Here is a 24003-nt window from a genome sequence, read left to right on the forward strand (position 1 = left end):
CAGAAGCCCGCTTTTACAGGGGCTTGATCCAGAACTGCATATGACCGTGAGCCGGGTCGAACATGCCGGCGGCGAAACCAAATTTGGCGTAGCTGCCTTGGGCCACGGCATTGCCCTCGAGCACTTCCAGGGTAATCTTGCAGCAACCACGCTGGCGGGCGATGTCCTCGACCTTCTGCAGCATCTTCTGGCTCAACCCCAGGCCACGAAACTCCGGCATGACCGCCACGTCGTGGATATTTACCAAGGGCCGGCAGGCAAAGGTTGAAAAACCTTCGAAACAATTGACCAGCCCCGCCGGTTCGCCGTTGACGAAAGCCAGCACGCTGAAAGCATGAGGACGCTTGGCCAGTTCCTCGGGCAGGTGCAGCAGCACCTCGGCCGACAACGGATGTCCCCCGCCCATCGGGTCCTGCGCATAGCCGTTGAGCACATGACAGATCGCTTCGGCGTGGACCGGGTTGGTGTAGCTGGCTTGCAGAACAAGGATGTCCTTGGCTTCTTCCATGACCTTCCATCTCACTTCGGTAGTACCGGCGGCTCGACGCCGTCGGCGGGATACAGGTCAGGCAGGCTGACCAAAACGTTGCATTTGCATTTCCTGGAGGCGACTGAGCGTACGGCGAAACGGGAATTGCAGATAGCCCTCGGTGTACAACTCATCCATCGGCACCGCAGCCGAAAGGCACAACGGTACCTTGCGGTCGTAGCATTCGTCGACCAGAGCGATGAACCGCCGCACACCGTCGTCGTGGACCGACAACTGTGGCAGTTCACGGTCACCGGCCACGACCCGTTCAACGCCGTCCTCAGTACCCCGGGCGATGCGCCCTTCGCGCTGTTCGGCGCTCAGGCAGGGCACGTCACTGAGCAGGATGACGCTGAAGCGGTCACACAGCGCCATGAAGTCCAACGCCGAGAACGGTTGCTCGCACAGGTCGGCGTAGCGGCTCCAGAGCACGGTATCGCTGGCCTGGACCGGTTCAAGCAGACGGTGGCCGACTTCAATCGGTGCACTGCTCGACGCTTGCCCTGCGGTCAATTGGTTGAAGACATTGGCCAGCGGATCGGGTTGCCCGGGATCGCGCAACCAATAACGCTGCGCCAATTGGCCTGGGTGCTGGCGATGGTCTTGCCAGCCGTTCACTGGCACGACCTGCATGTGCTGCTTGATCGCGGTGATGGTTGGCAGGAAGCGCTCACGGTTGTGGCCGTTGGCATAGAGTTCTTCCGGCGGCAGGTTGGAGGTGCTCACCATCACCATGCCCAGTTCGAACATCACCTGGAACAAGCGCCCGAGGATGATCGCGTCGCCAATGTCGTTGACGAACAGTTCGTCAAAACACAGCACCCGTACTTCCGCGCTCAACTCCCGGGCCAAGGCTTGCAAAGGATCCGGCGTGCCGGTGAGCTGGAACGAGCGCTGGTGCACCCACGCCATGAAATGATGGAAGTGCTGACGGCGCGCCGGCACCTTGAGGCTTTCATAAAAGCGGTCCATCAGCCAGGTCTTGCCACGCCCCACCGGGCCCCAGAGATAAACACCCTTGATCGATTTGCGCCCCTCGTGCTCGTGCAACGCCTGGTGGCACTGCTCCAGCGCCATGATGGCCAATTCCTGGGCTTCGTCCTGGACGAAGCCGTGGTGTTCGATGGCATGCTGCCAGGCAGTCAAGGGGGAGTCGAAAGTCATACGGCCCGGGTCCGGAAAACGAAGGTGGGGAGTATGCCATGGCGGGCGACTGCAGAAACCCTGCACAGAACCCTGGCAAGGGGTTTATCTGTGGAAGCAAGGCCTGTGGGAGCATGGCTTGCCCGCGATAGTCGCGCCGCGGTCTAACAGCCAAACTGCGTTATCGTTCATCGCGGGCAAGCCTTGCTCCCACAGACCTGAGTGCAGAACTTTAAACCGAGATATCCAACCGACTGATCTTACCCTGCTCATCGAGCCGAAAGGTATAGCGCAACTCCAGCGGGCTACCGGGGAACGTCCCGGAAATCAGGTTCTGCACCAACACCTTGCCAGTGCGCTGCTGCACATTGAGGACCTCCACCCGCGGCTGGAAGCGCTGGGCGGTGTCTTCCATCCATTGGGCGATGGCCTGGGTGCCAACGCGGTGCTGGCCTTCATCGAACACGTTGGCATCCTCGGCGAAGAAACGCGTCACCGCCGAACTGTCACGGGCATTGGCAGCCGCGATGTAGCCGGCGATGGCCGGGGCCAGGGAAGAGACGGGATTGGACATGGTACGGCTCCTTGTTTTATCGATCTGGCACCATGCTAGAACAGCGTTGTGTCAGTTTTTGTCAGGAGTGAAACGCCCGGTTTCGTCCAACTTCATCAGCGCAAACCAGTCCCGCAACAAATCGCTGCGCCGGCCCGGATACCGCTCGCCCTGCTCGGTGGCCGAGGCAATCCGGTCGGTGCGAAAGGTCCGGTAGGCGCCGCGCAACTCGCACCAGGCCACCACCACCCGCGCTTCATTGAAAAAGCCCAGGGCCAGCGGCCAGATCAGGCGTTGGCTCGGGGTCTTGTTCACGTCGGCGTAGTCAATGTACAGCTTGGCCTGGGCGCGAATGGCCTGGCGGTACACATTCAATTCCACGGTGTTCTGCGGATAGCCATAACCCGGCGGGCCAGGCAGCACCGTGGGGTTGCGCAGAGCATCCCGCACATCCGGGGCCAGTACCGCGGCGACCTTCGCCAGGGCGTCGGCGGCGGCCTTGCCCAGCACCTCGTCGGCGCGTTGATCCACGTAGCGCAAGCCCAGCACAATGGCCTCTATTTCATCGGCGGTGAACATCAGTGGCGGCAGGAACAGGCCGCTGCGCAATACATAACCGATGCCTGCCTCGCCCTGGATCGGCGCGCCGAGGGCCGTGAGTTCGGCAATATCGCGGTACAAGGTGCGCTCGGAAACGTTCAGTTCGCCCGCCAATGTCGCAGCGGTGACCGGGCAACGCTTGCCCCGCAAGACTTGCAGCAAAGTGAGCAGCCGAGTGGTACGCGACACGATGGTCTGTCCGGGAAGAAAAAAGATGACGCAGATTAGCAGAGGCTGGTGTCAGAAACTGTCAGGAGCCATAAGCCTTGTTAGGACCGAGAGCCTCGCAAGACTGTGGGAGCAAAGCTTGCTCGCGAAAAAGACACCTCGGTTCCTGAAAGACCGCACCACCTTCATCGCGGGCAAGCCTTGCTCCCACAGCAGGGCACGGTTGTCGTCGGAACGCTGTGGGGTATCGTGCTCAATCGCTGCCGGTTTTTTCATTCCTTGAGAGTTTATCCATGCGCAGAATCCTCGGCCTTTCCGTTTTCCTGATGCTGCTCAGCCTAAGCGCCTGCGCCCTCTTCCCCCACCGCGATCCGCTGAACATCAACGTGGTCGGCATCGAACCGCTGCCCAACCAGGGCCTGGAAGTGCGCTTCGCCGTGAAGCTGCGCGTGCAGAACCCCAACGAAACCGCCATCGACTACAACGGTGTGGCGCTGGACCTGGAGGTCAACGGCCGTACGCTGGCGACGGGGGTCAGTGACCAAACCGGCTCGATCCCGCGCTTCTCCGAAGCGATCCTGAGCGTGCCGGTGAGTATTTCGGCGTTTTCCGTGCTGCGCCAGACCCTGGGCCTGAGCCAGACCCAAAGCCTGGACAACCTGCCCTACGTGCTCAAGGGCAAGCTCGCCGGCGGCGTGTTCGGCACGATGCGCTTCGTCGACCGCGGGACCCTCGAACTGCCGGGTTCCGCGGCGACGTGGTGAATCACGCCGTGAAGCGCACGCCGGGCTTGGCGCGCTCGTCCACCACCAATTCGAACACGTCCGGCCTGGCGTAATGTCCGACCACGTCATAATCGTAGCGCGCCCGCACCAGGTCATCGGTGTCGATTTCGGCGGTCAGTAACCCAGCGGTGTCTTTCAGCGGCCCGGCGAGCACATCGCCCATGGGCCCGACAATCACACTGCCACCGGCAATCAGCGGCCGCTCGGCCGGCCAGTGCGCAACGTCGATGCCCAGGGCCTGCGGCGAGGCCTGGACCTGACAGGCACTGACCACAAAACAACGCCCTTCGTGGGCGATATGGCGCATGGTCACCTGCCACATCTCCCGCTCATCCACCGTTGGCGCACACCAGACGTCCACCCCCTTGGCGTACATCGCGGTGCGCAGCAGCGGCATCATGTTTTCCCAGCACACCGCCGCGCCAACCCGACCAACCTGGCTGTCGATCACCGGCAAGGTCGAACCATCGCCCTTGCCCCAGATCAGCCGCTCGGTGCCGGTGGGCATCAACTTGCGGTGCCGGGCCACCAGGCCCGCATCGGGTTCGAAATACAGCGCGGTGCAGTACAGGGTGCTGCCGACACGCTCGATAACGCCCAGCACCAGGCTTGCCCCCGTACGCGCCGACAGTCCGGCCAGCGCTTCGGTTTCAACGCCGGGCACGTCAATAGCATTGGCAAAATAACGGGCAAACGCCTCGCGCCCCTCCGGCAACCGGTAACCCAGTTGAGTGCCGAACCCCTCGCCCTTGGGATAACCACCGAGCAACGCTTCAGGCATCACCACCAGGCGTGCGCCAGCCTGGCGAATGGCGTCTTCATAGGAAAGGATCTGCGCCAGGGTCTCGCCCTTGCCACCAGGCAACGAACCGATCTGCAGGGCAGCCACAATGGATTTGGGCATGGTTTTCAACTCCTTGATCATCAGGTGTTGCTGATTCTCAAGGAGCGGCCGATCATGAATAAAGCCCAAAATGCTGCTAAATGATATGAGCCTAATGAATATCGCCGACATCGACCTCAACCTGCTCAAGACCTTCGAAGCCCTGCACGACGAATCCAGCGCCAGCCGCGCCGCCGTGCGCCTGGGCGTGACCCAGTCGGCCATCAGTGCCGCATTGCGCAGGCTGCGCGATTTATACGGCGATCAATTATTCGTGCGCACGGGCCGGGGCTTGGCGCCGACGCTACGGGCGAACCAGCTGAAGCCGGTGATCAGCGAAGCACTGGACAAATGCCGCCAGAGCCTGGCGATGGTCGATCCGGATGCCAGCCATTACGAGGGCCGCTCGGTCATCGTCGGCCTGTCGGACGATTTCGAGATTGCCCATGGGCGCCGCCTGATCGAGGAGGTGGCCCGCCGCGCACCCGGCCTGCGCTTGATTTTCCGACAGACCCACAGCCAGATCGTCGGCCGGGCCCTGATGGAGCGCGACCTCGACCTGGCGATCACGGCGGGCGGTTTCGCGCAGCGCTTGCTCAGCCGCCAGGTATTGGGCGAAGGCGATTACGCTTGCCTGTTGGACGCGGCGAGCCTGGCGCAAGACCAGCAATCCCTCAGCCTGGAGGCGTTCGTGGCCCGTGAGCATCTGCTGGTGTCTTCGGGAGGGTTCATCGGTATCACCGACGAGGGGCTGGCCGGGCTTGGCCTGAGTCGGCGAGTCTGTGCCTCGACCACTCACTTTGCCGCGTTGCCGTTCCTGCTCAAGGGCAGCCAGGCCGTGGCGACGATTCCGGCCCATGCCGCCCGGGCCATCGCCGCCCTCAGCGGCCTGGCCTTGCTGCCCTGCCCCCTGGCCTTGCCCCGCTACCCCATCGAACTGGGCTGGCGGACCCACACGCAAATGGATCCGGCAGTGCTCAAGGTACGCGAGGCCATTACCGCGACGTTTGCCTGAGGTTTACTTGTTGGCGGCCATCAGGCGATTGACTTCACTGCGCACCATGTTGGCGTATTCCGGCGGCGACATACCGTCCAGTTCGGCACGCACCCACTCGGCCCACTTGCCCTTGCGTTTGGAGCGCTCGCCGAACAGGCGGGCGGCATCGCCCTTGGCCTTGCCCAGGTTGTTTTGCCACAGTTCAAAGAGTCGGGATTTTTCGTCTTCCAGCGCGGCGCGCTCGGCCAGGGGCTTGTCAGCCAGATTGAAGCTCATGGGAATTACCTGTTGCGTAAATAGGCGCCATCTTACACCTTGCTGGGAAACGTCTTAACCACGATTTGCGATGGACTGCCCTGCCAGCGCCCAGCGCTGCAACTTTTTTAGAGCCGCAGCACTCCATTGTTCAATGCCATCATTCACACAAGGAGTACTTCCATGGCCCGTAAAGGCACCGTGCAAGCGAACGGAGAGCAAATCAAGGATCAAGCCTTCAGCGAATTGACGGCGCTGATTGAAGAATCGGAAAAGCTGCTCAAGAGCAGTGCCTCGCTGGTGGGCGAAGAGGCCGAGAACCTGCGAGGCCAGATATCCCAGAAACTGCAACAGGCGCGCGACTCGGTCACTAGCGCACGGGAGCGCACTCGTCCCATGGTCGATGCCACTGAAGTCTATATTGGTGGCCATCCCTGGCAGACCGTGGCGATTTCCGCTGGGTTCGGGCTGGTGGTGGGGTTGCTGCTGGGACGGCGTTAAACAACTGCCCCAGAACCCTCACTGCGATTTTATGAGTGGTTAAAACTGTGGGAGCGAGCTTGCTCGCGATGGCGGTATGTCAGGCAACATCAATGCTGCTGGACCACCGCTATCGCGAGCAAGCTCGCTCCCACAGGGATTTGTGAGTGACACAGGTACTGTGTGAACCCGCACAAGGTCTTGCCTTAAGCCACAGGCCCCGCCCGCAGGATCGAAGCATCCTCCCCGCGGTACAGCGCCTCGACCTTCCCCGCCCGCCACTGCAACACCGCTCGCTGGTTGATCGACCCCTTATCGGTGATTTCACCACGGTCGATGGACGCCGGTTCATCGAGCAAGGCAATCCACTCCACGCGACTGGCGTTGCCGCTGGCTTCGCGGTTCAGGCGTTGCAGCCAGTCGGCGAACCATTGGCGTACCGGCGGACTGGCGAGGACCTGGGTGTCGCTGGCCTCCGCACCCAGGCCAGACAGGCGTCGGCATTCAGCAAGCCGTGGAAACACCAGCGCGCCCAGGCATTCGCGATCCGGTGCGGTGATCACCAGGTCCTGAACATAGGGCGTGCCTTCCAGCACCGCCCGGTTGCGCAACGGCCCGACGCTGACGAAGACACCGGAAGACAATTTGAAATCCTCGGCAATTCGCCCATCGAACATCAGCCCCAGTTGCGGATTGCTGGCATCGGCCAGCTTGATCGCATCCCCTGAACAATAGAAACCGTCCTCATCGAACACTTCGGCCGTCTGCTGCGCCGAACGCCAGTAGCCAGGCATGATGTGCGGCCCACGAAAACGCCCTTCGAACTTGCCGTCCACCGGCACTAGGCGGACCTCGCACCCGGGGGCCGGAAGGCCGATGTAGCCGGCCATGGACAAGGGGCCGGTGGTGAAGGTGCAGGACGGCGACGCCTCGGTCATGCCCAGGCCCGCCATCATGCGGATACGTTCGCCACAATGCTGCTCGGCGACCTTGTCGAGCCGGTCCCAGGTAGTTTGCGACAGACCCGCCGCGGCGAAGAAGAACAGGCTGATGCGCTTGAAGAAACGCTCGCGCAATTCACCGTCCTGCTCCAGGGCGCTGACCAGTTCCTCCCAGCCCTTGGGCACGGTCAGGTAGGCGGTGGGCGATATTTCCTTGAGGTTGCGCAGGGTCTCGGCGAAGCCCTGGGCGGTGGGTTTGCCGTCGTCCAGGTAGAACGTGCCGCCGTTGTACAGCACGATGCCGAGGTTGTGGCTGCCGCCGAACGTGTGGTTCCACGGCAGCCAGTCCACCAGCACCGGCGGCACCTCACCGAACACTGGAAAGGTCTGCAGCAGCATCTGCTGATTGGCGCACAACATACGCTGGGTGGTGATCACGGCCTTGGGCAACTTGGTGGAGCCGGAGGTAAACAGGAACTTGGCGATACTGTCCGGGCCGGTGGCGGCGAACGCCTGCTCGGCCTCCGCGCCGCCGGGTTGGGCCAGCAGGCTGGCGAAGCTTGTCCTCGACCGGCCCGGCATCTCTCCACGCACGGTGATCAAGGGAACGTCCGCCGGCAATACGGCATTGATCGCCCGCTCGAACGGTGCGGCTTCGCTGACAAACACCAACCCCGGCTGCAACAGATCGCAGACGTGGCGCAGCTTGGCGAAATCCTGGGACAGCAATGAATAAGCCGGCGACACCGGGCAATAGGGAATGCCGGCGTACATCGCGCCGAGGGCCATTTGCAGGTGTTCGATGTCGTTGCCGGAGAGCAACGCCAGGGGTTTTTCCGCCGATAAACCGTAACTGAGCAAACTTTGGGCTATGGCGCGGACACTGTCGAGCATCTGCGCATAACTGACCCGGCGCCAGTCACCGCCCGCTTCACGGGCCGCGATAAACGTCTGCTGTGGGCGCACCTCGGCCCAGTGCACCAGGCGCTCTAGCAAACGCGCCGGCAACGGAGCCAGGGGTTCCAGGGAGCGCATGTGCAAGATGCCGTGCTCTTCCCGGACTTCGACGGCAGGGTGACCAATCGACACCTGGCGATACCGCCCGGCCTCGGGTCGGGAGGACGATCTGGACTCGGAACTCACGTACATTTCCTCCACCAAGGCACACTCGGGTCGCGATGCGAGCGGAGCGTGGCAGCGCTGGGCTGCGGCCTTGTCATTGTTATTCTGGCCTGCATCCGGGCGACGGCTTTCAAGGCTCGACCGCCCGTGATGCAACGGGTTTCAGATCGGGTAATGCCGCGGACCGTTCTGCAGGGTCACCCAACGCAACTGGGTGAAATGTTCGATGGACGCCTTGCCGCCAAAGCTGCCGTAACCGCTGGACTTGACCCCGCCGAAGGGCATCTGCGCCTCGTCGTGCACGGTCGGCCCGTTGATGTGGCAAATGCCCGACTCGACCCGCTGGGCCAAAGCCAGCGCACGACTCGTGTCGCGGCTGAAGATGGCGGCCGACAAGCCGAACTCGGAATCGTTGGCCAGGCGCAGCAGTTCTTCATCGCCGTCACCGCGCAACAGCACCGCCACCGGCCCGAAGGATTCTTCGCGGTACAGGCGCATTTGCGCAGTGACGCCGTCGAGCAAAGTCGGCTGCAGGATGCTGCCTTCCAACTGGCCACCGGTGACCAGCGTTGCGCCTTTGGCCAAGGCATCGTCGATCAGCCCTTTGATGCGCTGGCCGGCACTGGCATCGACCAACGAGCCCAACACCGAATCACCTGCCGCCGGATCACCGGCACGCAAGGTGGCGATCTTGGCGCTCAGCCGGGCGATGAACTCATCCGCCACCCGGGCGTCGACGATCAGGCGCTCGGTGGACATGCAAATCTGGCCCTGGTTGAAGTAGGCCCCGAAGGCGGCCGCTTGCACGGCTGCATCCAGGTCGGCGTCGTCCAGCACCAGCAGCGGCGCCTTGCCACCCAGTTCCAGCAAAGCCGGTTTGAGATGGCGCGCCGACAGTTCGCCGACGATGCGCCCAACGTGGGTCGAACCGGTGAAGTTGACCCGGCGCACCGCCGGGTTGGCGATCAACCGTTCGACAATGGCCGGCGCATCCGCCGGTGCGTTACAGATCACGTTGACCACGCCGTCACCCAGCCCGGCGTCCTGCAACACCTGGCCGATCAGCCGGTGCACGGCCGGGCTTATCTCGGAAGCCTTGAGCACCACGGTATTACCGCAGGCCAGGGGCATGGCGATGGCACGGGTGGCGAGAATCACCGGGGCGTTCCATGGCGCGATGCCCAGCACCACGCCACAGGGCTGACGCAGGGCCATGGCAAAACTGCCAGGCACGTCCGAAGGAATGATTTCACCGTTGATCTGGGTCGTCATCGACGCCGCTTCGCGGAGCATGTTCGCCGCCAGGTGCACGTTGAAGCCGTACCAGTTGGCCATGGCACCGGTCTCGCCGGCAGCAGCGACGAATTCACTGCTACGGGCCTGCAACTGTTCGGCCGCACGCAACAGACGCGTGCGGCGCTCGTTGGGCGCCAGCGCGGCCCAGGCGGGAAACGCCGCTTGGGCGGCGGCCACGGCGGCATCGGCGTCTTCCAGGGTGGCGGCGGCCACGCGAGACACCACCTCACCCGTCACCGGGTTGCAGCGTTCGAAGGTCCGGCCGTCGCGGGCCGGGCACGACTGGCCGCCAATCAACAGGGGCACGTCCAGCATGGTGATTCCTCTTTTTTGTCTTTATCGGGAATACATCGCAGTGGTGTAACAGTAGCGCCAGGGCGAGGCAGCGAACAGCGGGATGCGGCCCGCCATTCGCCGGTCGATTCAGCGCTTATAGGTCTGCAAGCCCGGCTTGATGCTCTTGTCGTCCAGGAACTGCTTCATGCCCTGCTCGCGGCCACCTTCGGTGTCGAGCAGGCGCGACTGGTCGAGCTTGGCGTACAGGTAATCCTCGTTCTGCTCCCAGGTCAGTTCGCGGCAGCGTTTGAAGCCATGCTTGGCCGCCCGCAGCACCACCGGGTTCTTTTCCAACAGGTTGCGCGCCAGTTCCACGGTGACTTCACGCAGCTGCGCCAAAGGCACGCTCTCATTGACCAGGCCCATTTCAGCGGCTTTCTGCCCGCCGAAGGTCTTGCCGGTCATGATGTAGTACAGCGATTGGCGATGGCCCACGGTATCGGCCATGGCCTTGCTGACGAGGTTGCCCGGCGGGATGCCCCAGTTGATTTCCGAGAGACCGAAGGTCGCTTCGTCGGCGCAGATCGCCAGGTCACATGCCACCAGCGGACTGAAACCGCCACCGAAGCACCAGCCGTTGACCATGGCGATGGTCGGCTTGGCGTACATGCGCAGCAATTTCCACTGCCACTGCGACGCTTCGCGACGGATTTTTTCCTGGAGGATTTCCGGCCCGGCATCCACTTCGCGGAAATATTCCTTGAGGTCCATGCCAGCGGTCCAGGCATCGCCGGCCCCGGTCAGCACCAATACGCCTGCGGCTGGATCCTGCTCCAGGGTCTCGAGCACGTCGATCATCTCGCGATTGAGGGTCGGGCTCATGGCGTTGCGTTTTTCCGGGCGATTGAGGGTGACCCAGGCGATGCCCTCCTCGATATCGACCTTGACCGTTTTCCAGCGACCTTCGTAATTGCTCATGATGCGTGCTCTCTTGTTCTTGGCTGAAGATGATCAAAAATTAAACCGGAAATTTAGTTATGTCAATTAACTATTAATCTGTTTATCTGTATTTTTCCGGGGCTGGGTCGAAGGTTAAAAAATTCGAATATGCACAAGCCCGTAGCCACGGCGCCGCAACCCCGGCAAACTGGATAGCCTTGTTAATCACTTATCTTGAGGAAGCTCACTTCGATGGCCAAGTCTTCCAAGCTTGCCGAACCCGCCGAGCCCCTGGTCGCCGGTACCGACGCGCAGGCACCGCTGGACTCCGCGCTGGACGACCTGATCGGCTATGCCCTGCGCCGCGCCCAGTTGAAACTGTTCCAGAACCTGATCGGCCGGCTCGCCGTCCACGACCTGCGCCCCGCCCAGTTCTCGGCCCTGGCGATCATCGACCAGAACCCCGGGCTGATGCAGGCCGACCTGGCCAAGGCCCTGGCGATCGAACCGCCGCAAGTGGTGCCGCTGCTGAACAAACTGGAAAGCCGTGCACTGGCCGTGCGCGTGCGCTGCAAGCCGGACAAGCGCTCCTATGGGATTTTCCTGAGCAAGACCGGCGAAACCCTGCTCAAGGAACTCAAGCAAATCGCCGCGCAGAGCGACCTTGACTCCACCGTGGCCCTCTCAGGGGCTGAGCGTGAGGAGTTGTTGCGGTTGTTGAAGAAGGTTTACCAGTAACAGAACACCGCTCCCCCTGTGGCGAGGGAGCTTGCTCCCGCTATGTGAGAGCAAAGCTTGCTCGCGACGAAGGCACCTCGATTTCTGAAAAAACGCAGTGCGTTCATCGCGGGCAAGCCTTGCTCCCACAAAAGCTAGCCAGGCCACTCGAAAGTCACCAGATCGGCACGCTGTACGTCACCAGGAATCGGGTCTGGTTCTCATCGCGAAACGCCGCCGTGCCCGGAAAGTCGTTGCGATAGATCGACTTGCGCGCCAGCAGCCCGACGTTCTTCAATGGGCCGCTCTGGATCACGTACCCCAGCTCCATCTGGAACTCACGCTCCTTGCGATCCTCGGCATTCAGGGCCGCCAGCTCGATGTGATCGCCACGCACATAACGCAGGCGAGTCCTCAGGCCCGGCACGCCCACGGCGGCGAAGTCGTAGTCATGGATCGCCTGCCAGGTGCGCTCCTTGGCGTTGAGAAAGTCCGAGCTCATGGTCATTTCACTCAAGCCCATCAACTCGGTGCCGGACACATACGGCGTGGCCGTATCGCCACTGGCGTGCATGTAGCCCAGGCTCACGCGATGCCCGCCCAGGCGATAGCCGACCAGCGCCGAAACATTGCGGTTATCCACCTTTCCGGCCTTGGCCGCGCCGTCTTCGTCACTGAAAAAACTGCGCAGGTCGGTGGTCAGGACGCCGTCGCCCAGGGGCAGGTTATGCAGCAATGCCAGGGTGTTCTGCTGGTACAGGTCCGCCACTTCAGCGTGGTAGGCCCGCAGACTGAGGTCTTTGTTGACCTGATAGTCGCCGCCTACATACGCCATATGAGAAGAAGTCGCCGCGCCGTTGAATCGGCGGTTGGGCGAGGCGATGCTCATCGGCTGGTAATCGGTGGAATCGCGCCGGGCGATGCGATCGATATAACCGGTGTTCAACGTCAAACCGTCGAAATCCTTGGAACTGAGCGTCGTCCCGCGAAAGGTCTGCGGCAGTAACCTCGACGGACTGGCAAAGGCAAACGGCAGGAAGATCGACACATCGCCGGTCTTCACCGTGGTTTGAGCGAAACGCAGCTTGCCGGTCACGCCCAGGCGCGAATACTCATCCGCCGCACGCTTGTCGCTACTGGAGACCGGCAACAGTTCGGTGCCGCTGCGATCCGGCGACGAATCCAGCTTGATGCCCAGCAATCCCCTGACATCCAGGCCGAACCCGACCGTGCCCGGGGTGAACCCCGACTCCATATTCATGAACACACCCTGAGCCCATTCCCGGGCTGCGGTTTTGGCGCCGTTGTCCTTGTAGTCGCGATCCATGTAGTAGTTGCGCAGGGTCAGGGTACCGTGGCTGCCGTCGATGAAGCCTTCCGCCCACAATACGGGGGAACCGAGGCTCAGCCCGAGACAGGCCAGCAGAGGGACGAGAGATGAAACAGGGCGCGCCGTCAGCGTGTCCCGAGCAAGGTTTGGCATGTTCGGTGTCCATTTATTGTTGTTGTTTTGATCGACCCTGCCTTGGCGATGGAGGGCCGTGCGGACAAAGAATGGAAACGGCACGGGCGCTTCGTCAATCACGAACGTCCGATAATCGAACATTAATATAATTAACTAATTTACTAATTAATCCATGGATTGTTGCCAAGCACCTGATTTTCATCATGAACTGGCCGCATATTGACGTCCTCCTGGCACCCTTCATTTTTTAGTTAGCTTTGTTAATCTTAAAAGTACCCCGCCCGGTTTCCTCCGAGCCGGTGTCCCTCACAAAAACAATAAGAGGATTTGCCATGGACCGTCCGGCGCGTCGTGCGACGCTGACCATTGCCTTGTGTTTCATCGTTGCGTTGATCGAGGGTTTCGACCTGCAGTCAGCCGGTACCGCTGCCGCAGGGCTACGGCAGACGTTTGCCCTTGACCCGAAAATGATGGGTTGGGTGTTCAGCGCCGGCATCATCGGGTTGCTACCGGGGGCGTTTTTTGGTGGCTGGATCGCCGATCGCATCGGTCGCAAGAAAATCCTCATCGCGGCTGTCTTGCTGTTCGGCGTATTTTCCCTCAGTACCGCTTATGTCGAACACTTCTCCAGCCTGTTGCTGGTGCGCTTCATGACCGGCCTGGGCCTGGGCGCCGCCCTGCCCAACCTCATTGCCCTGTGTGCCGAAGCCGTGGGCGAACAGCGCCGGGGCACGGCCATCAGCGTGATGTATGCGGGGGTGCCGTTGGGCGGTGCGTTGGCCGCCGTGGTCGCGATGCTGTTTGGCGAGCATTGGCAGATGACGTTTTTCATCGGTGGGTTGGCGCCTTTGCTGGTAGTCCCGCTGATGCTTCTGTGGCTTCCCGAATCCAGTGCCTTTCGCCAGGCCCGGGATGGCGGCTCCTCGCGGGGCTCCACCGCCCAGGCGTTGTTTGGTGAAGGTCGCGGCCGTACCACGGTGGCGCTCTGGCTGAGTTATTTCTTCACCCTGACGGTGATGTACATGTTGCTCAACTGGCTGCCGTCATTGCTGCTGGAACAGGGCTTCAGCAAACCCCAGGCTGGTCTGGTGCAGATGCTGTTCAACATCGGTGGCGCCCTTGGCTCGTTGCTGGGGGGGCTGTTGCTGGACCGTTGCAATGGCATCAAGGTGGTGCTGTTCGTCTATGCCGGTCTGCTGAGTGCCCTGGCCGGGGTCGGGTTGTCCGTTGGTATCGTGCCCATGGCCATTGCCGGGTTTGCCGCCGGGTTGTTTGTCATGGCTGCACAGTTGGTGCTCTATGCGTTGGCACCGCCCTCCTACCCGACGGCCGTGCGTGCGACGGGGGTGGGTGCAGCGGTGGCCATCGGGCGCCTGGGGTCGGTGGCCGGGCCTTTGGCCGCCGGGCAGATCCTCGCGGCCGGGGGTGGGACCACTGCTGTATTGCTGGCGACTTCCCCGGGGTTGGTGGTTGCTACGTTGGCTGTTCTTAGTGTGATTCGTTATTCGGCCGGGCCGCGGTTGGGTGCGGCGAAGTCGGTTGTGGGGAATTCCTGATTTTGGTGCGTATATCCGTTGTTTAGGTCACGGCGACTTATGGTTCCGCCGTAAGGGCGGAACCCTAAGCAGCCGTTACCTAAATAACGGATATTCACCCCCCACAAAAAATGCCATCACCCCCGAACCCACCGCCCCTGCCGACTCAACTCAGGCTTTTTTAAAAACACCCTCTGCGGCAGCAACAACCAAGCCAAGGCCGGCAGCAGAATCAAAGCCCCAAGCATATTCACCAAAAACATAAAGGCCAGCAAAACCCCCATGTCAGCCTGGAACTTGATCGGCGAAAACGCCCAGGTCGACACCGCCACCGCCAATGTCATACCCGTCAGCAACACCACCTTGCCGGTGAACAGCAGCGCCTGGTAATACGCCTGGGCCAAGGTGTCGCCGGCACGCATCCGCGCCAGGATCACACTCAACACATAGAGCGCATAATCGACGCCAATACCCACACCCAATGCAATGACCGGCAATGTTGCGACTTTCACCCCCATGCCCAGCCCTACCATCAGCGCCTCGCACAGGATAGAGGTAAGCATCAGCGGCAGCATCGCGCACAGAGTCGCCCGCCAGCTGCGGAAGGTCAGCAAACACAGCAGGCTGACCGCACCGTAGACCCAGAACAGCATCTCGCGCATGGACTTCTTCACGACGATATTGGTCGCGGCTTCGATCCCTGCGCTGCCGGCCGCCAGCATGAACTTGACCTCCGGCATCTGATGGCCGGCGATGAATTGCTCGCTGGCCTCCACCACCCGGTTCAACGTGTCAGCCTTGTGATCGGCCAGGTAGACATACAGCGACAGCATCGAACAACCCTGGTTGAACAATTCTCGCGGTGCACGGGTTTGCACGGCACCCAACGCGCCGTCATTGGGGATCAGTTCATACCATTTGAAGTTGCCTTTCGTTATACCCGGCCGTGGCAATCTTGCTCAGCGCCGCCATCGAGGTGGTCGATTCCACGCCGGGCAATTGCTCCAGTTGCCAAGCCAGCGCATCTACCGCGGACAGACTGGCGTAACGGGTGCATTGATCTTCTGGGGTCTTGATCATGACCACGAAAATATCCGAGCTGGCCGCGTAGTTTTGGGTCATGAACAACGCATCGCGGTTGTAGCGCGAGTCGGCACGCAACTCTGGAGCGCCGGGGTCCAGGTCGCCGATTTTCAGGTGCAGGCTCACGGCAAAACCAAACGCGGCCAACAGCAAGCCCGCCAACATGGCACCCATGGCCCAACGGCGTTGGGTGAAAAGATCGAGCACGCGCCACAGTGGATGCTTTGATCTGCGCCTGCTGCTCGGTGGTTTCCGCACTGAGGCTGCGTTGCGCCGCCGCCGGGCTGACGCCGATATAGCTGAGCAGGATCGGCAGCAGGATCAGGTTGGTGAAGATCAGCACCGCCACGCCGAGGCTGGCGGTGATCGCCAGGTCCTGGATCACCCGAATATTGATCAGCAGCAACACCGCAAAACCGACCGCGTCACAGAGCAACGCGGTGATGCCGGCAGCGAACAGTCGGCGGAAGGTGTAGCGCGCGGCGACCACCCGGTGGGTGCCACGGCCGATGTCCTGCATGATGCCATTCATCTTCTGCGCGCCATGGCTCATGCCAATGGCGAACACCAGGAACGGCACCAGTGCCGAGTAAGGGTCCAGCTCATAACCGAGCAAGGCCAGCAGCCCCAGTTGCCAAAGCACCGCCGCCAGAGAACAGGTCACCACCACCAGGGTGCTGCGCGCGCAACGGGTGTAGCCAAACAGCACCAATACCGTCACCAGTACGGCCACCACGAAGAACAGCAGAACCTGGGTCATGCCCTCGATCAAGTCGCCGACGATCTTGGTAAAGCCGGTGATATGGATGCGCAGGTCATCGGTCTGGTACTTGTCGCGCAACGCCTCCAGTTGCCGGGAAAACTCGCCATAGTCCAGCACCTTGCCCGTCTGCGGATTGATTTCCAGCAACGGCACGAAGATCACGCTGGACTTGAAGTTGCCGGCGACCAATTGACCGACTTCCCCGGAGCGGGCCACATTGGTCCGCACCTGCTCGATGCTGGCGGCCGATCCGTCGTAGTCGTCAGGGATCACCGTGCCGCCGTCGAGCCCTTCCTCGGTCACGGCGGTCCAGCGCGTGGTCGGGGTCCATAACGATTTCATGTAGGGTCGGTCGACACCCGGCAGCAGATAGAGCTCGTCGTTGAGCTTGGCCAGGGTATCGAGGTAGTCCTTGGTGAAAATGCTCCCCTGCTTGACCTCCACGGCAATGCGCAGCGAGTTGCCCAGGCCGCTCAATTCACTGCGGTTCTCAAGGAAGTTGGCGACGTAGGGATGCCCGGTGGGAATGGTCTTCTCATAGCTGGCATTGATGCCGATGCGCGTGGCTTGCCAACCCAGCACCAAGGTCACCAGCAGGCACAGCAGGATCACCAGCGGGCGATGGTTGAAGATCGCCCGCTCGGCGAAGTTGCCCGACGCCCGGTCGAAGTCTTCCTGGCGGCCGATCACGGTTTGGATTCTTTCGTCTTTCAAGTTTGACTCCTGTTGCACGAGCCGTGGCCCGATAGCGCTACACCGTGAAGTTTCAAGGTTGACCGGAGGCCCGCGGATCCTGGTCAGCGGCCACGCCGGTCAAACCGACGCTGGCCAGGCTGCCGTCGACCGCCTGTTGCATGGCAGCGACGGTCCCGCCGCTGCGGCTCTGACGCTTGTCAAAGCTGCGGCCCTGGTCATGACTGAAGAGAAGCTCGCCACTCTGGCTGGCCAGCAACAGGCCGCCGTCGCGCAGTTCGAGGGCGCTCGCCAGGGTTGATTCGATACCGGTATCGAGGCGTCGCCAACTGCCGCCACGGTCATCGGACCACCAGGCGTTTCCGCGCAAGCCATAGATGATCAAGGCCCCATCGCGGGTGCCGAGCAGGCCGAAAAAGCTGCCCTCATAAGGTGACTTCAAGGCTTGGAATGACTGCCCGGCATCGGTCGAACGCAACAGCAGGCCGCGCTCCCCCACCAGCAGCAGGTCCTTGCCCACGGCGCGAATGCCATACAGGTTCAAACCCTGGGGATTTTCCACATGCCGCATCCACGGTTGCCAGCTTCGCCCGCCGTCATCGGTACGGTAGATCTGGTTGTAGGCACCCACAACGTAGCCGTGCAGGCGGTCACTGAAATACAGGTCGAGAAACGGTTTGTCCGGTCCGTCATCGAGCATGTGCCGTGCCTGTGCCAGGTGGCTGGCACCGCCGGGTTGATTGGCATCGCGCTCAGCGACCTGCACCGCCAGGGCGATGGCGCGCTCACCGTCGAGTTGCTTTTGCCAGGTTTCCCCGCCGTCCTGGGTGTGCAGCACCACGCCCAGGTGACCGACCGCCCAGCCCTGCTCGGCATCGACGAATTGCACCGCCGTCAGGCTGACGCTGACCGGTACCTTGGCCTGGCGCCAACTCACGCCAGCGTCATCGGAGAGCAGCACGATCCCACGCTCCCCCACCGCCACCAGGCGTTCGCCGGCCCGGGCCAGCCCAAGCAATACCGCGCGCGGGGCCTTGGCCGTCGGCAGTGCCGGTTGCTGCAACACCGCCAATGTCGTGGCCTGTGCGCCCCAGGGCACGTTTGCCAACAAGCACCCCACCAGGGCGCAAGCACCCCATAGCGAACCGCGGCGCGCAAAGATTTTTTCAACGTTCATATCGTTATTCCGCCTGGAAAATCGTAAGCGACCGTGGCGAACCTCCTCCTCGCCACGGCCACCACAGGTTCAGCGCATGTTTTCGTTGGCCATGGCATCTGGGGTGAAATAGGACGCCGAAGGCTTCGCGACCTTCTGGTACTGAACCGCCAGGTCGTTGCTCGATGAGTTGAGGAAGTAGGCCCCGGTGTCGAGGTTGTAGCTGCCCCACATGACCTGTGCGGTAAGGGCCGGCAGATCAGGTGCCAGCAGCGTCAGCGAGTACATCTGCCGGCCGAGTTTGCCCTGGGCGTCATAACCGTCGGCCATCAGGATCTGCCAGGAGTCTTCGTCGACGTAGTAGGTCCGACGCGGCACGACATGGCGCTTGCCGGATTTGAGCGTGGCCTCGACCACCCAGACCCGATGCTTCTCCCAACGCACCAGATCAGGATTGAGGAAGTTCGCCTTGACCAGGTCGTCGCTCTTGGCGAGCGCGGCGCGGTTATTGTTGTAGCCGACGATCAACTCTTTCTTGCCCACCAGCTTGAGGTCATAGCGATCGGTCGGCCCGAACAGCATGAACGCCTCGTCGAACAGGCCAACCCCGGAGGTCACGAAGTCCGGCGTGTCATAGGCAATGTTCGGCGCCCGGCGAACCCGGCGCTGGCCGACCAGATACTGCCAGGCCGCCCGATTGGCCGGGTCCAGGTCCCAATGAGTCATCAGGCCTTCGCCGGCCTTGGACGATGGCAACTCTGTGAACAGCTTGCCCAGCAGGTACTTGCCCGAATAGTTTTCCAGGCTGCCGCCTTCGACGTAGTAGGGAAACTGGTAGGTGTATTGGGCCCGGGTCGCCTGGACTTTCTTGCCGCCGGCGGTCATCAGCCAGGTATCGAAAGGCGAGCTGATGGTGTCGCCGCCCTGCCACGACAAACGATAATTCCACAGCACCTGCGCACCGTTTTCCGGGATCGGGAACGGGATGCCGCCGTAGGCGTTGGAAACCTTCTCGCTGTCCACGTCCAGCGTGGCGCGGGTGGCATTCTTGCTGGTGTTGTCATACACCCATTGCGGCGCCGCGGCCGAACGATGGGTCGGGTACACGTCCAGGCGATAGTCCGGGTACTTCTTGAGCAGCAGCTTGGTGCCTTCGGCCAGTTCGTTGGCGTACTGCTCCATGTTCGCGGCTTTGATCGAATACAGCGGTTTCTCGCTGGCGAATGGATCGGGGCGCTTGTCTCCCGGTTTGTAGCCGGGCGTGACCTGGGTGTAACCGCCCTGCCACGCCGGGATACTGCCATCGGCATTACCGGCACGCTCGCCGCCCAGGGGGGTCAGATCGGTTTTCAAACGTGCGGCCTGTTCAGGCGATACGGCCGCCTGCGCCAGCCCCATGCCGGCCAGGGCCAGGGTCAGGACGCAGGTGTTCAGGAAAGCTGTGTTCTGCATGGCGAATCCACCTTATTAGAATGAGGTTTTCACGTAGAGCGAGACGAAGTCGCGGTCGGCCAACGACTGTCCGTAACTGAAATTGCCGTCCTCGCGCAGCCCGGCTTTCGGTGCGCCGAAGAAGTTCACGTAGTTGAGGCCGACATCCCAGCGTTGCAGATAGGTGGCTTTGAGCCCGACACTCCAGTCACCGGAATGGGTGTTGCCGAAGCCGGATTTGTTGACCGCCGATGAACGCCCATCGAGCACTATCCCCATGCCAATCGGCACGGTCAGGTCGATCCCGTCGACAATCTGGAAGTACGCCGGCTCGATCAATACCCGCAGCGCCGTGGCATCGCGGGTGGTGTTGGAATCCAGCGCGGCAGCGTTCTTGGTCACGCTCAAGGTGCGGTTCCAAGCCAGTTCGGCCAGGGCCGAGCCGCCGTCCCAGAACGCGGTGGGCGATAACAGGTAAATCGCCGACAGGTTGGCATGGGCGGTCTTGCCCCTGGCGAACAACTCATTGTCGCCACCATCGGCCTCCATGCCGGGGGTCACCACTTGCAGGTTGCTCACCAGCGGTGCGTTCCAGCGCACCGACGTTTCACCGGCAAAGTTGAACGGGCCGTAGGCGGTGGAGAAACTGACGCCGGCGGTCTTGATATCTTCGGCGTAGACCTGCCGATAGGAACCCAGGATCGGCAAGCCGGTGGCCGCTGCCGCCGGACCGTCCAAGTACGCGTACAACCCGATCGGCGCCTTGTCGTGATACTGGGCCGCGTAGAAACCCAGCTCCAGTTCGGTGCCGCTCGGCTTGTAGCGAATCTGCATGCCGCCCTGCCCCGAATTGCGCGGTTTCAGATCGCCGCCATTGACCGTGTCGTTACCGAACACTTCGCGCAACGGACCACTGCCGTAACCGATGGCATCGACATCGCTCAGGTAGCTGCCGGCACCGGGCAGGTTGGAACGCTCCCACTCAAACTGATAGTAAGCGCCCACCGACAGCTGCGGGTTGATCTGCAACTGCCCGGAGATTTGATTGACCGGGCGCAGGATCTCCTTGAACTGAGTCCCCGGCACGCTGAGCAACTTGACGACGTCGGTCGGGCCTTGGGCATTGGCAATGCCGTTGCCACCATAGAACAGGCTTTCCCCGTAGATCAGGCTGTGTCGGCCCAGGCGCGCCACGCCCTGGGAGTCTTCACCGAGGTCACCGCGCAAGAACACGAAGGCATCGAGAATTTCCGCGTCGCGACCGTGGAGCTTGCGGGTTTCGCTGAGGAAGTGCGGTTGCTCGTTGCTGTCGGTGTCCTGGTTATAGATATCGTCGTACCAGGCCGCGCCGCTCACGCGCAGGCCATAGTTTTGCCGGCTGAGGTCCATTTCGGAGAACAGATCCAGGCGGTTGGAGACCAGGCCACGGCTGAAGTTCTTATCGCCCTGGCTCTGGATCGAGGGGTACAGGCCGTTGGCGGTTGGCGCGTTGACCAAGCGGCTGTCCTGCCCCTGCAAGCGCCAGGCCTGGCTGTACTTGATGGTGTTGTCCCAGCGCAATTTCCAATCGGAGTCACCCAGGTCCATTTGCATGGCCTCGACCCGATCGACCATCACACCGGTGCTGCATAACGCCAGGAACAGGGCGCAATGCTTGAAACGAAAGCTATCTTTGAGGTTATCCATGGACGCTTCTCATTATTGTTATTTTTGGGCATGGCTTTGGCAGCCAACACGCTCAGGTCGCGGCTTGCGCCGCTTTCTACGGGTGCGCATTTCAGATGTAGGTAGAGGCCAATCCACCATCGACCGGCAGGTTGACGCCGTTGATCCAGCGCGATTCGTCGGCACACAGGAAAGCGATCACCGCCGCCACCTCATCGGCGTAAGCGGGACGTTTCATGCGGTGGGCATCGGCCTGGGTCCGGGCCTCGCCGAGCATGCTCACGAAGTCGTCGAGGATGGGCGTGAATACCGGGCCTGGGGCGACACTGTTCATGCGCACCGAATGCTCAAGGAACCAGGGTTGGGCCTGCAGGTAATTCCAGACGATCAAGGCTTCCTTAAAGTACTGGTAGCAGGTCTGGTTCGCCACCGGGTGGTCGGCCAGCCAGGCTTGCGCGGCGGCAAAATCGTCGATGCGCGCCAGCGCCTTGTGCTGTTCCAGGCGTAACGGCCATTCGGCGCCGAGGATCGAGGCGATATTGACGATGCTGCCGCCAGCGCTGATACGTGGCAGCAGCGCATGGCTCAAGTGACGCAGCCCAAGGTAGTTGACCCGCGCCAGCAGTTGCGGGTTGGCGGTGCCCGGCACGCCGGCAATGTTGCACAGGCTGTCGAGCCGTGCGGGCAGCTGTGGCAGCAACCGATCGATGTTCTCGGCGCTACTCAAGTCGCCCTGCACAAAACCGTCCAGGGTCATGTGGGGCGCCTTGAGGTCCACGCCAATCACTTGGGCGCCATGAGCGCGCAGCAGGCTCGCGGTGGCGGCACCGATACCCGACGAGACACCGGTCACCAGCACAATCTTGTTGTCGAGTTTCATGTTGAGTCCTCTTATTATTTTTGTGTACCCACGGGCCCTCAGCTCATCGGGCCCGGTAAAACCGACCTGTCAGAACGGGTAGACCGGCGCCGTATCCTTGACCGTCACCCACTGCCATTGGGTGTATTCGTCCCAGTCCGCCGGGCCGCCGACGCTGCCACCATTGCCCGAAGCGCCGCGCCCACCGAACGGGTTGACGCACTCATCGGCGACGGTCTGGTCATTGATGTGCAACATGCCGCACTGCAACCGCTCACCAATGGCCATGGCCCGGCCCACCGACGGTGAAATGATCGCCGCCGCCAAACCGTACTCGGTGCGATTGGCCAACTCGATGGCTTCGTCATCGGTGGCAAAGCTGACCACCGTTGCCACCGGCCCGAAGACCTCCTCGTCAAAAGCGCGCATGCCCGGCTTCACGCCGCTGAGCACGGTGGCCTGGTAGAACAGCCGATCATGGTCGCCGCCTGCTTCCAGCCGGGCTCCGGCGCGCACGGTGTCACTGACGATGTCGTGGACCCGTTGCAACTGCCGCTGGTTGATCAGCGGCCCCATCGCGGCTTCTTGCCGGGCGGCGTTGCCGACGGTCATGGCCTGGGCCTTTTCCACCAGTTTGCGGGTCAGCTCGGCGGCGATGGATTCATGGGCGAGGATCAAGCCGGTGGCCATGCAAATCTGCCCTTGATGCAGCCAGGCGCCCCACGCCGCGTTTCGGGCGGCTAGGTCGAGGTCGGCGTCTTCGAGAATGATCAGTGGGTTCTTGCCGCCCAACTCCAGGGCGACCTTCTTCAGGTTGCGCCCGGCCACCTCAGCAACTTTGCGACCCGCGCCGGTGGAGCCGGTGAAGGCGATCATGCGCACGTTAGGGTCACGGCACAGCGCCTCACCAGCATCCGCCGCGCCGGGCAACACTTGCAGCAAACCCTTGGGCAGGCCTGCTACTTCGAACAACCGGGCGATGAGGAAACCGCCACTCACCGGGGTCTGCGGATCCGGCTTGAGCACCACCGCGTTGCCCGCCGCCAGGGCCGGCGCGACGGAGCGCATGGACAGTACCAGGGGAAAATTGAAGGGCGAAATCACTCCGACCACACCATGGGGTTGGCGCCGCGCAAAGGACAGACGCCCCGCCTCGCTGGGCAGGACCACCCCATGGGCCTGGGACAGCAGGCCGGCGGCCTGATGCAACAGCACGATGGCTTCGCGCACTTCGTGCTGGCCTTTGAACAGCGCGGCACCGGTCTCCCGCGCCACGTACAGCGCCAGCTCATCGAAGGACTGCTCGGCCACGTCGGCGGCCTTGCGGAAGATCGCCGCCCGTTGCCGCGGGCCCAGGGCCGCCCATGCCGGTTGGGCCAGGGCGGCGTCGCGACTGGCCTTGGCAATGTCGGCGGTGTCGGCGGTGGCACAGCGCATCAGTCGCTCACCAGTAGCCGGCTCGATGATCGATTGCAGCGGGCCCGAGGCAGGCACCCAATCCCCGTTGAAGACACATTCCGATTCGATCACCTGGGAGCAGGTGGCTTTTGGGTGCAGACATTTAACACTCCCGGCTCTTTGTTGGTTGTCATCGTTTGGCGCACCTGGAAGGTATCGACGCAAACGCCGTGCAAGTGCTTGAGCAAGCGCTGTGCCGGTTTTGCCCGCA

Annotated in this window: 20 protein-coding genes and 1 pseudogene; 5 read left to right on the plus strand and 16 right to left on the minus strand. The window is 62.1% G+C overall.

Features of this window, described 5'->3' with window-relative positions:
- Positions 1 to 13: 13 nt before the first annotated feature.
- The 4 genes from PSH84_RS20015 to PSH84_RS20030 form a co-directional block, all read right to left on the minus strand.
- A complete protein-coding gene (locus PSH84_RS20015; protein WP_122565509.1) occupies positions 14 to 508 on the minus strand; it encodes a GNAT family N-acetyltransferase in 495 nt (164 codons plus the stop codon).
- Positions 509 to 565: 57 nt separating this feature from the next.
- The gene (zapE, locus tag PSH84_RS20020) at positions 566 to 1693 is read right to left on the minus strand and encodes a cell division protein ZapE (protein ID WP_305481654.1); all 1128 of its coding nucleotides are present in this window, start codon (positions 1691 to 1693) and stop codon (positions 566 to 568) included.
- A gap of 211 nt (positions 1694 to 1904) precedes the next feature.
- Positions 1905 to 2246: a nuclear transport factor 2 family protein gene (locus PSH84_RS20025; protein WP_122565511.1), complete on the minus strand. Its 342-nt coding sequence runs from the start codon at positions 2244 to 2246 to the stop codon at positions 1905 to 1907.
- Between the two features lie 51 nt (positions 2247 to 2297).
- Positions 2298 to 3014, minus strand: coding sequence for a helix-turn-helix transcriptional regulator (locus PSH84_RS20030; protein WP_305481655.1), 717 nt, complete (start codon positions 3012 to 3014; stop codon positions 2298 to 2300).
- A gap of 272 nt (positions 3015 to 3286) precedes the next feature.
- Here PSH84_RS20030 and PSH84_RS20035 point away from each other — a divergent pair, with 272 nt between their 5' ends.
- Positions 3287 to 3757, plus strand: coding sequence for an LEA/WHy family protein (locus tag PSH84_RS20035; RefSeq protein ID WP_305481656.1), 471 nt, complete (start codon positions 3287 to 3289; stop codon positions 3755 to 3757).
- A gap of 1 nt (position 3758) precedes the next feature.
- On the opposite strand, the gene PSH84_RS20040 is transcribed toward PSH84_RS20035, so the two are convergent.
- Positions 3759 to 4682 carry a carbon-nitrogen hydrolase family protein gene (locus PSH84_RS20040; protein WP_122565857.1) on the minus strand — a complete coding sequence of 308 codons (924 nt, stop codon included), beginning with the start codon at positions 4680 to 4682 and terminating at the stop codon, positions 3759 to 3761.
- A gap of 85 nt (positions 4683 to 4767) precedes the next feature.
- On the opposite strand from PSH84_RS20040, the gene PSH84_RS20045 reads away from it, so the two are divergent.
- Positions 4768 to 5676 carry a LysR substrate-binding domain-containing protein gene (locus PSH84_RS20045; RefSeq protein WP_305467158.1) on the plus strand — a complete coding sequence of 303 codons (909 nt, stop codon included), beginning with the start codon at positions 4768 to 4770 and terminating at the stop codon, positions 5674 to 5676.
- Positions 5677 to 5679: 3 nt separating this feature from the next.
- On the opposite strand, the gene PSH84_RS20050 is transcribed toward PSH84_RS20045, so the two are convergent.
- Complete coding sequence (locus PSH84_RS20050) at positions 5680 to 5934, minus strand: hypothetical protein (protein WP_003181187.1); 255 nt, start codon at positions 5932 to 5934, stop codon at positions 5680 to 5682.
- 162 nt (positions 5935 to 6096) lie between these two features.
- On the opposite strand from PSH84_RS20050, the gene PSH84_RS20055 reads away from it, so the two are divergent.
- Positions 6097 to 6414: an ElaB/YgaM/YqjD family protein gene (locus tag PSH84_RS20055; RefSeq protein ID WP_122565514.1), complete on the plus strand. Its 318-nt coding sequence runs from the start codon at positions 6097 to 6099 to the stop codon at positions 6412 to 6414.
- Positions 6415 to 6599: 185 nt separating this feature from the next.
- Here the strand turns inward: PSH84_RS20055 and PSH84_RS20060 are convergent, their stop codons facing one another.
- The 3 genes from PSH84_RS20060 to PSH84_RS20070 all read right to left on the minus strand — a co-directional run bounded on the left by PSH84_RS20060 (position 6600) and on the right by PSH84_RS20070 (position 11006).
- On the minus strand, positions 6600 to 8477 hold the full coding sequence (locus tag PSH84_RS20060; protein WP_305481658.1) for a feruloyl-CoA synthase: 1878 nt from the start codon (positions 8475 to 8477) through the stop codon (positions 6600 to 6602).
- A gap of 141 nt (positions 8478 to 8618) precedes the next feature.
- Positions 8619 to 10067 (minus strand): aldehyde dehydrogenase, encoded by a 1449-nt coding sequence (locus PSH84_RS20065; protein WP_305467161.1) that lies wholly within the window; start codon positions 10065 to 10067, stop codon positions 8619 to 8621.
- A 108-nt stretch (positions 10068 to 10175) separates the two neighbouring features.
- On the minus strand, positions 10176 to 11006 hold the full coding sequence (locus PSH84_RS20070; RefSeq protein WP_003202420.1) for a p-hydroxycinnamoyl CoA hydratase/lyase: 831 nt from the start codon (positions 11004 to 11006) through the stop codon (positions 10176 to 10178).
- 213 nt (positions 11007 to 11219) lie between these two features.
- On the opposite strand from PSH84_RS20070, the gene PSH84_RS20075 reads away from it, so the two are divergent.
- A complete protein-coding gene (locus PSH84_RS20075; RefSeq protein ID WP_305481660.1) occupies positions 11220 to 11705 on the plus strand; it encodes a MarR family winged helix-turn-helix transcriptional regulator in 486 nt (161 codons plus the stop codon).
- A 154-nt stretch (positions 11706 to 11859) separates the two neighbouring features.
- Here the strand turns inward: PSH84_RS20075 and PSH84_RS20080 are convergent, their stop codons facing one another.
- Positions 11860 to 13167 (minus strand): OprD family porin, encoded by a 1308-nt coding sequence (locus PSH84_RS20080; RefSeq protein ID WP_122565860.1) that lies wholly within the window; start codon positions 13165 to 13167, stop codon positions 11860 to 11862.
- Positions 13168 to 13481: 314 nt separating this feature from the next.
- On the opposite strand from PSH84_RS20080, the gene mhpT reads away from it, so the two are divergent.
- Positions 13482 to 14705, plus strand: coding sequence for a 3-(3-hydroxy-phenyl)propionate transporter MhpT (gene mhpT / locus PSH84_RS20085; protein WP_122565517.1), 1224 nt, complete (start codon positions 13482 to 13484; stop codon positions 14703 to 14705).
- Positions 14706 to 14821: 116 nt separating this feature from the next.
- Here the strand turns inward: mhpT and PSH84_RS20090 are convergent.
- The 6 genes and pseudogenes from PSH84_RS20090 to PSH84_RS20115 all read right to left on the minus strand — a co-directional run bounded on the left by PSH84_RS20090 (position 14822) and on the right by PSH84_RS20115 (position 23828).
- Positions 14822 to 17244: pseudogene (locus PSH84_RS20090) on the minus strand (efflux RND transporter permease subunit).
- Between the two features lie 52 nt (positions 17245 to 17296).
- Positions 17297 to 18400, minus strand: coding sequence for a WD40/YVTN/BNR-like repeat-containing protein (locus PSH84_RS20095; RefSeq protein WP_122565519.1), 1104 nt, complete (start codon positions 18398 to 18400; stop codon positions 17297 to 17299).
- Between the two features lie 69 nt (positions 18401 to 18469).
- Complete coding sequence (locus PSH84_RS20100; protein WP_122565520.1) at positions 18470 to 19831, minus strand: DUF1329 domain-containing protein; 1362 nt, start codon at positions 19829 to 19831, stop codon at positions 18470 to 18472.
- Between the two features lie 15 nt (positions 19832 to 19846).
- Positions 19847 to 21496 carry a DUF1302 domain-containing protein gene (locus PSH84_RS20105; protein ID WP_122565521.1) on the minus strand — a complete coding sequence of 550 codons (1650 nt, stop codon included), beginning with the start codon at positions 21494 to 21496 and terminating at the stop codon, positions 19847 to 19849.
- Between the two features lie 91 nt (positions 21497 to 21587).
- On the minus strand, positions 21588 to 22355 hold the full coding sequence (locus PSH84_RS20110) for a coniferyl-alcohol dehydrogenase (RefSeq protein ID WP_305481661.1): 768 nt from the start codon (positions 22353 to 22355) through the stop codon (positions 21588 to 21590).
- Between the two features lie 69 nt (positions 22356 to 22424).
- Positions 22425 to 23828: a benzaldehyde dehydrogenase gene (locus PSH84_RS20115; protein WP_305481662.1), complete on the minus strand. Its 1404-nt coding sequence runs from the start codon at positions 23826 to 23828 to the stop codon at positions 22425 to 22427.
- Between the last annotated feature and the right edge of the window lie 175 nt (positions 23829 to 24003).

The sequence above is a fragment of the Pseudomonas beijingensis genome (genome assembly GCF_030687295.1).
Classification (GTDB): domain Bacteria; phylum Pseudomonadota; class Gammaproteobacteria; order Pseudomonadales; family Pseudomonadaceae; genus Aquipseudomonas; species Aquipseudomonas beijingensis.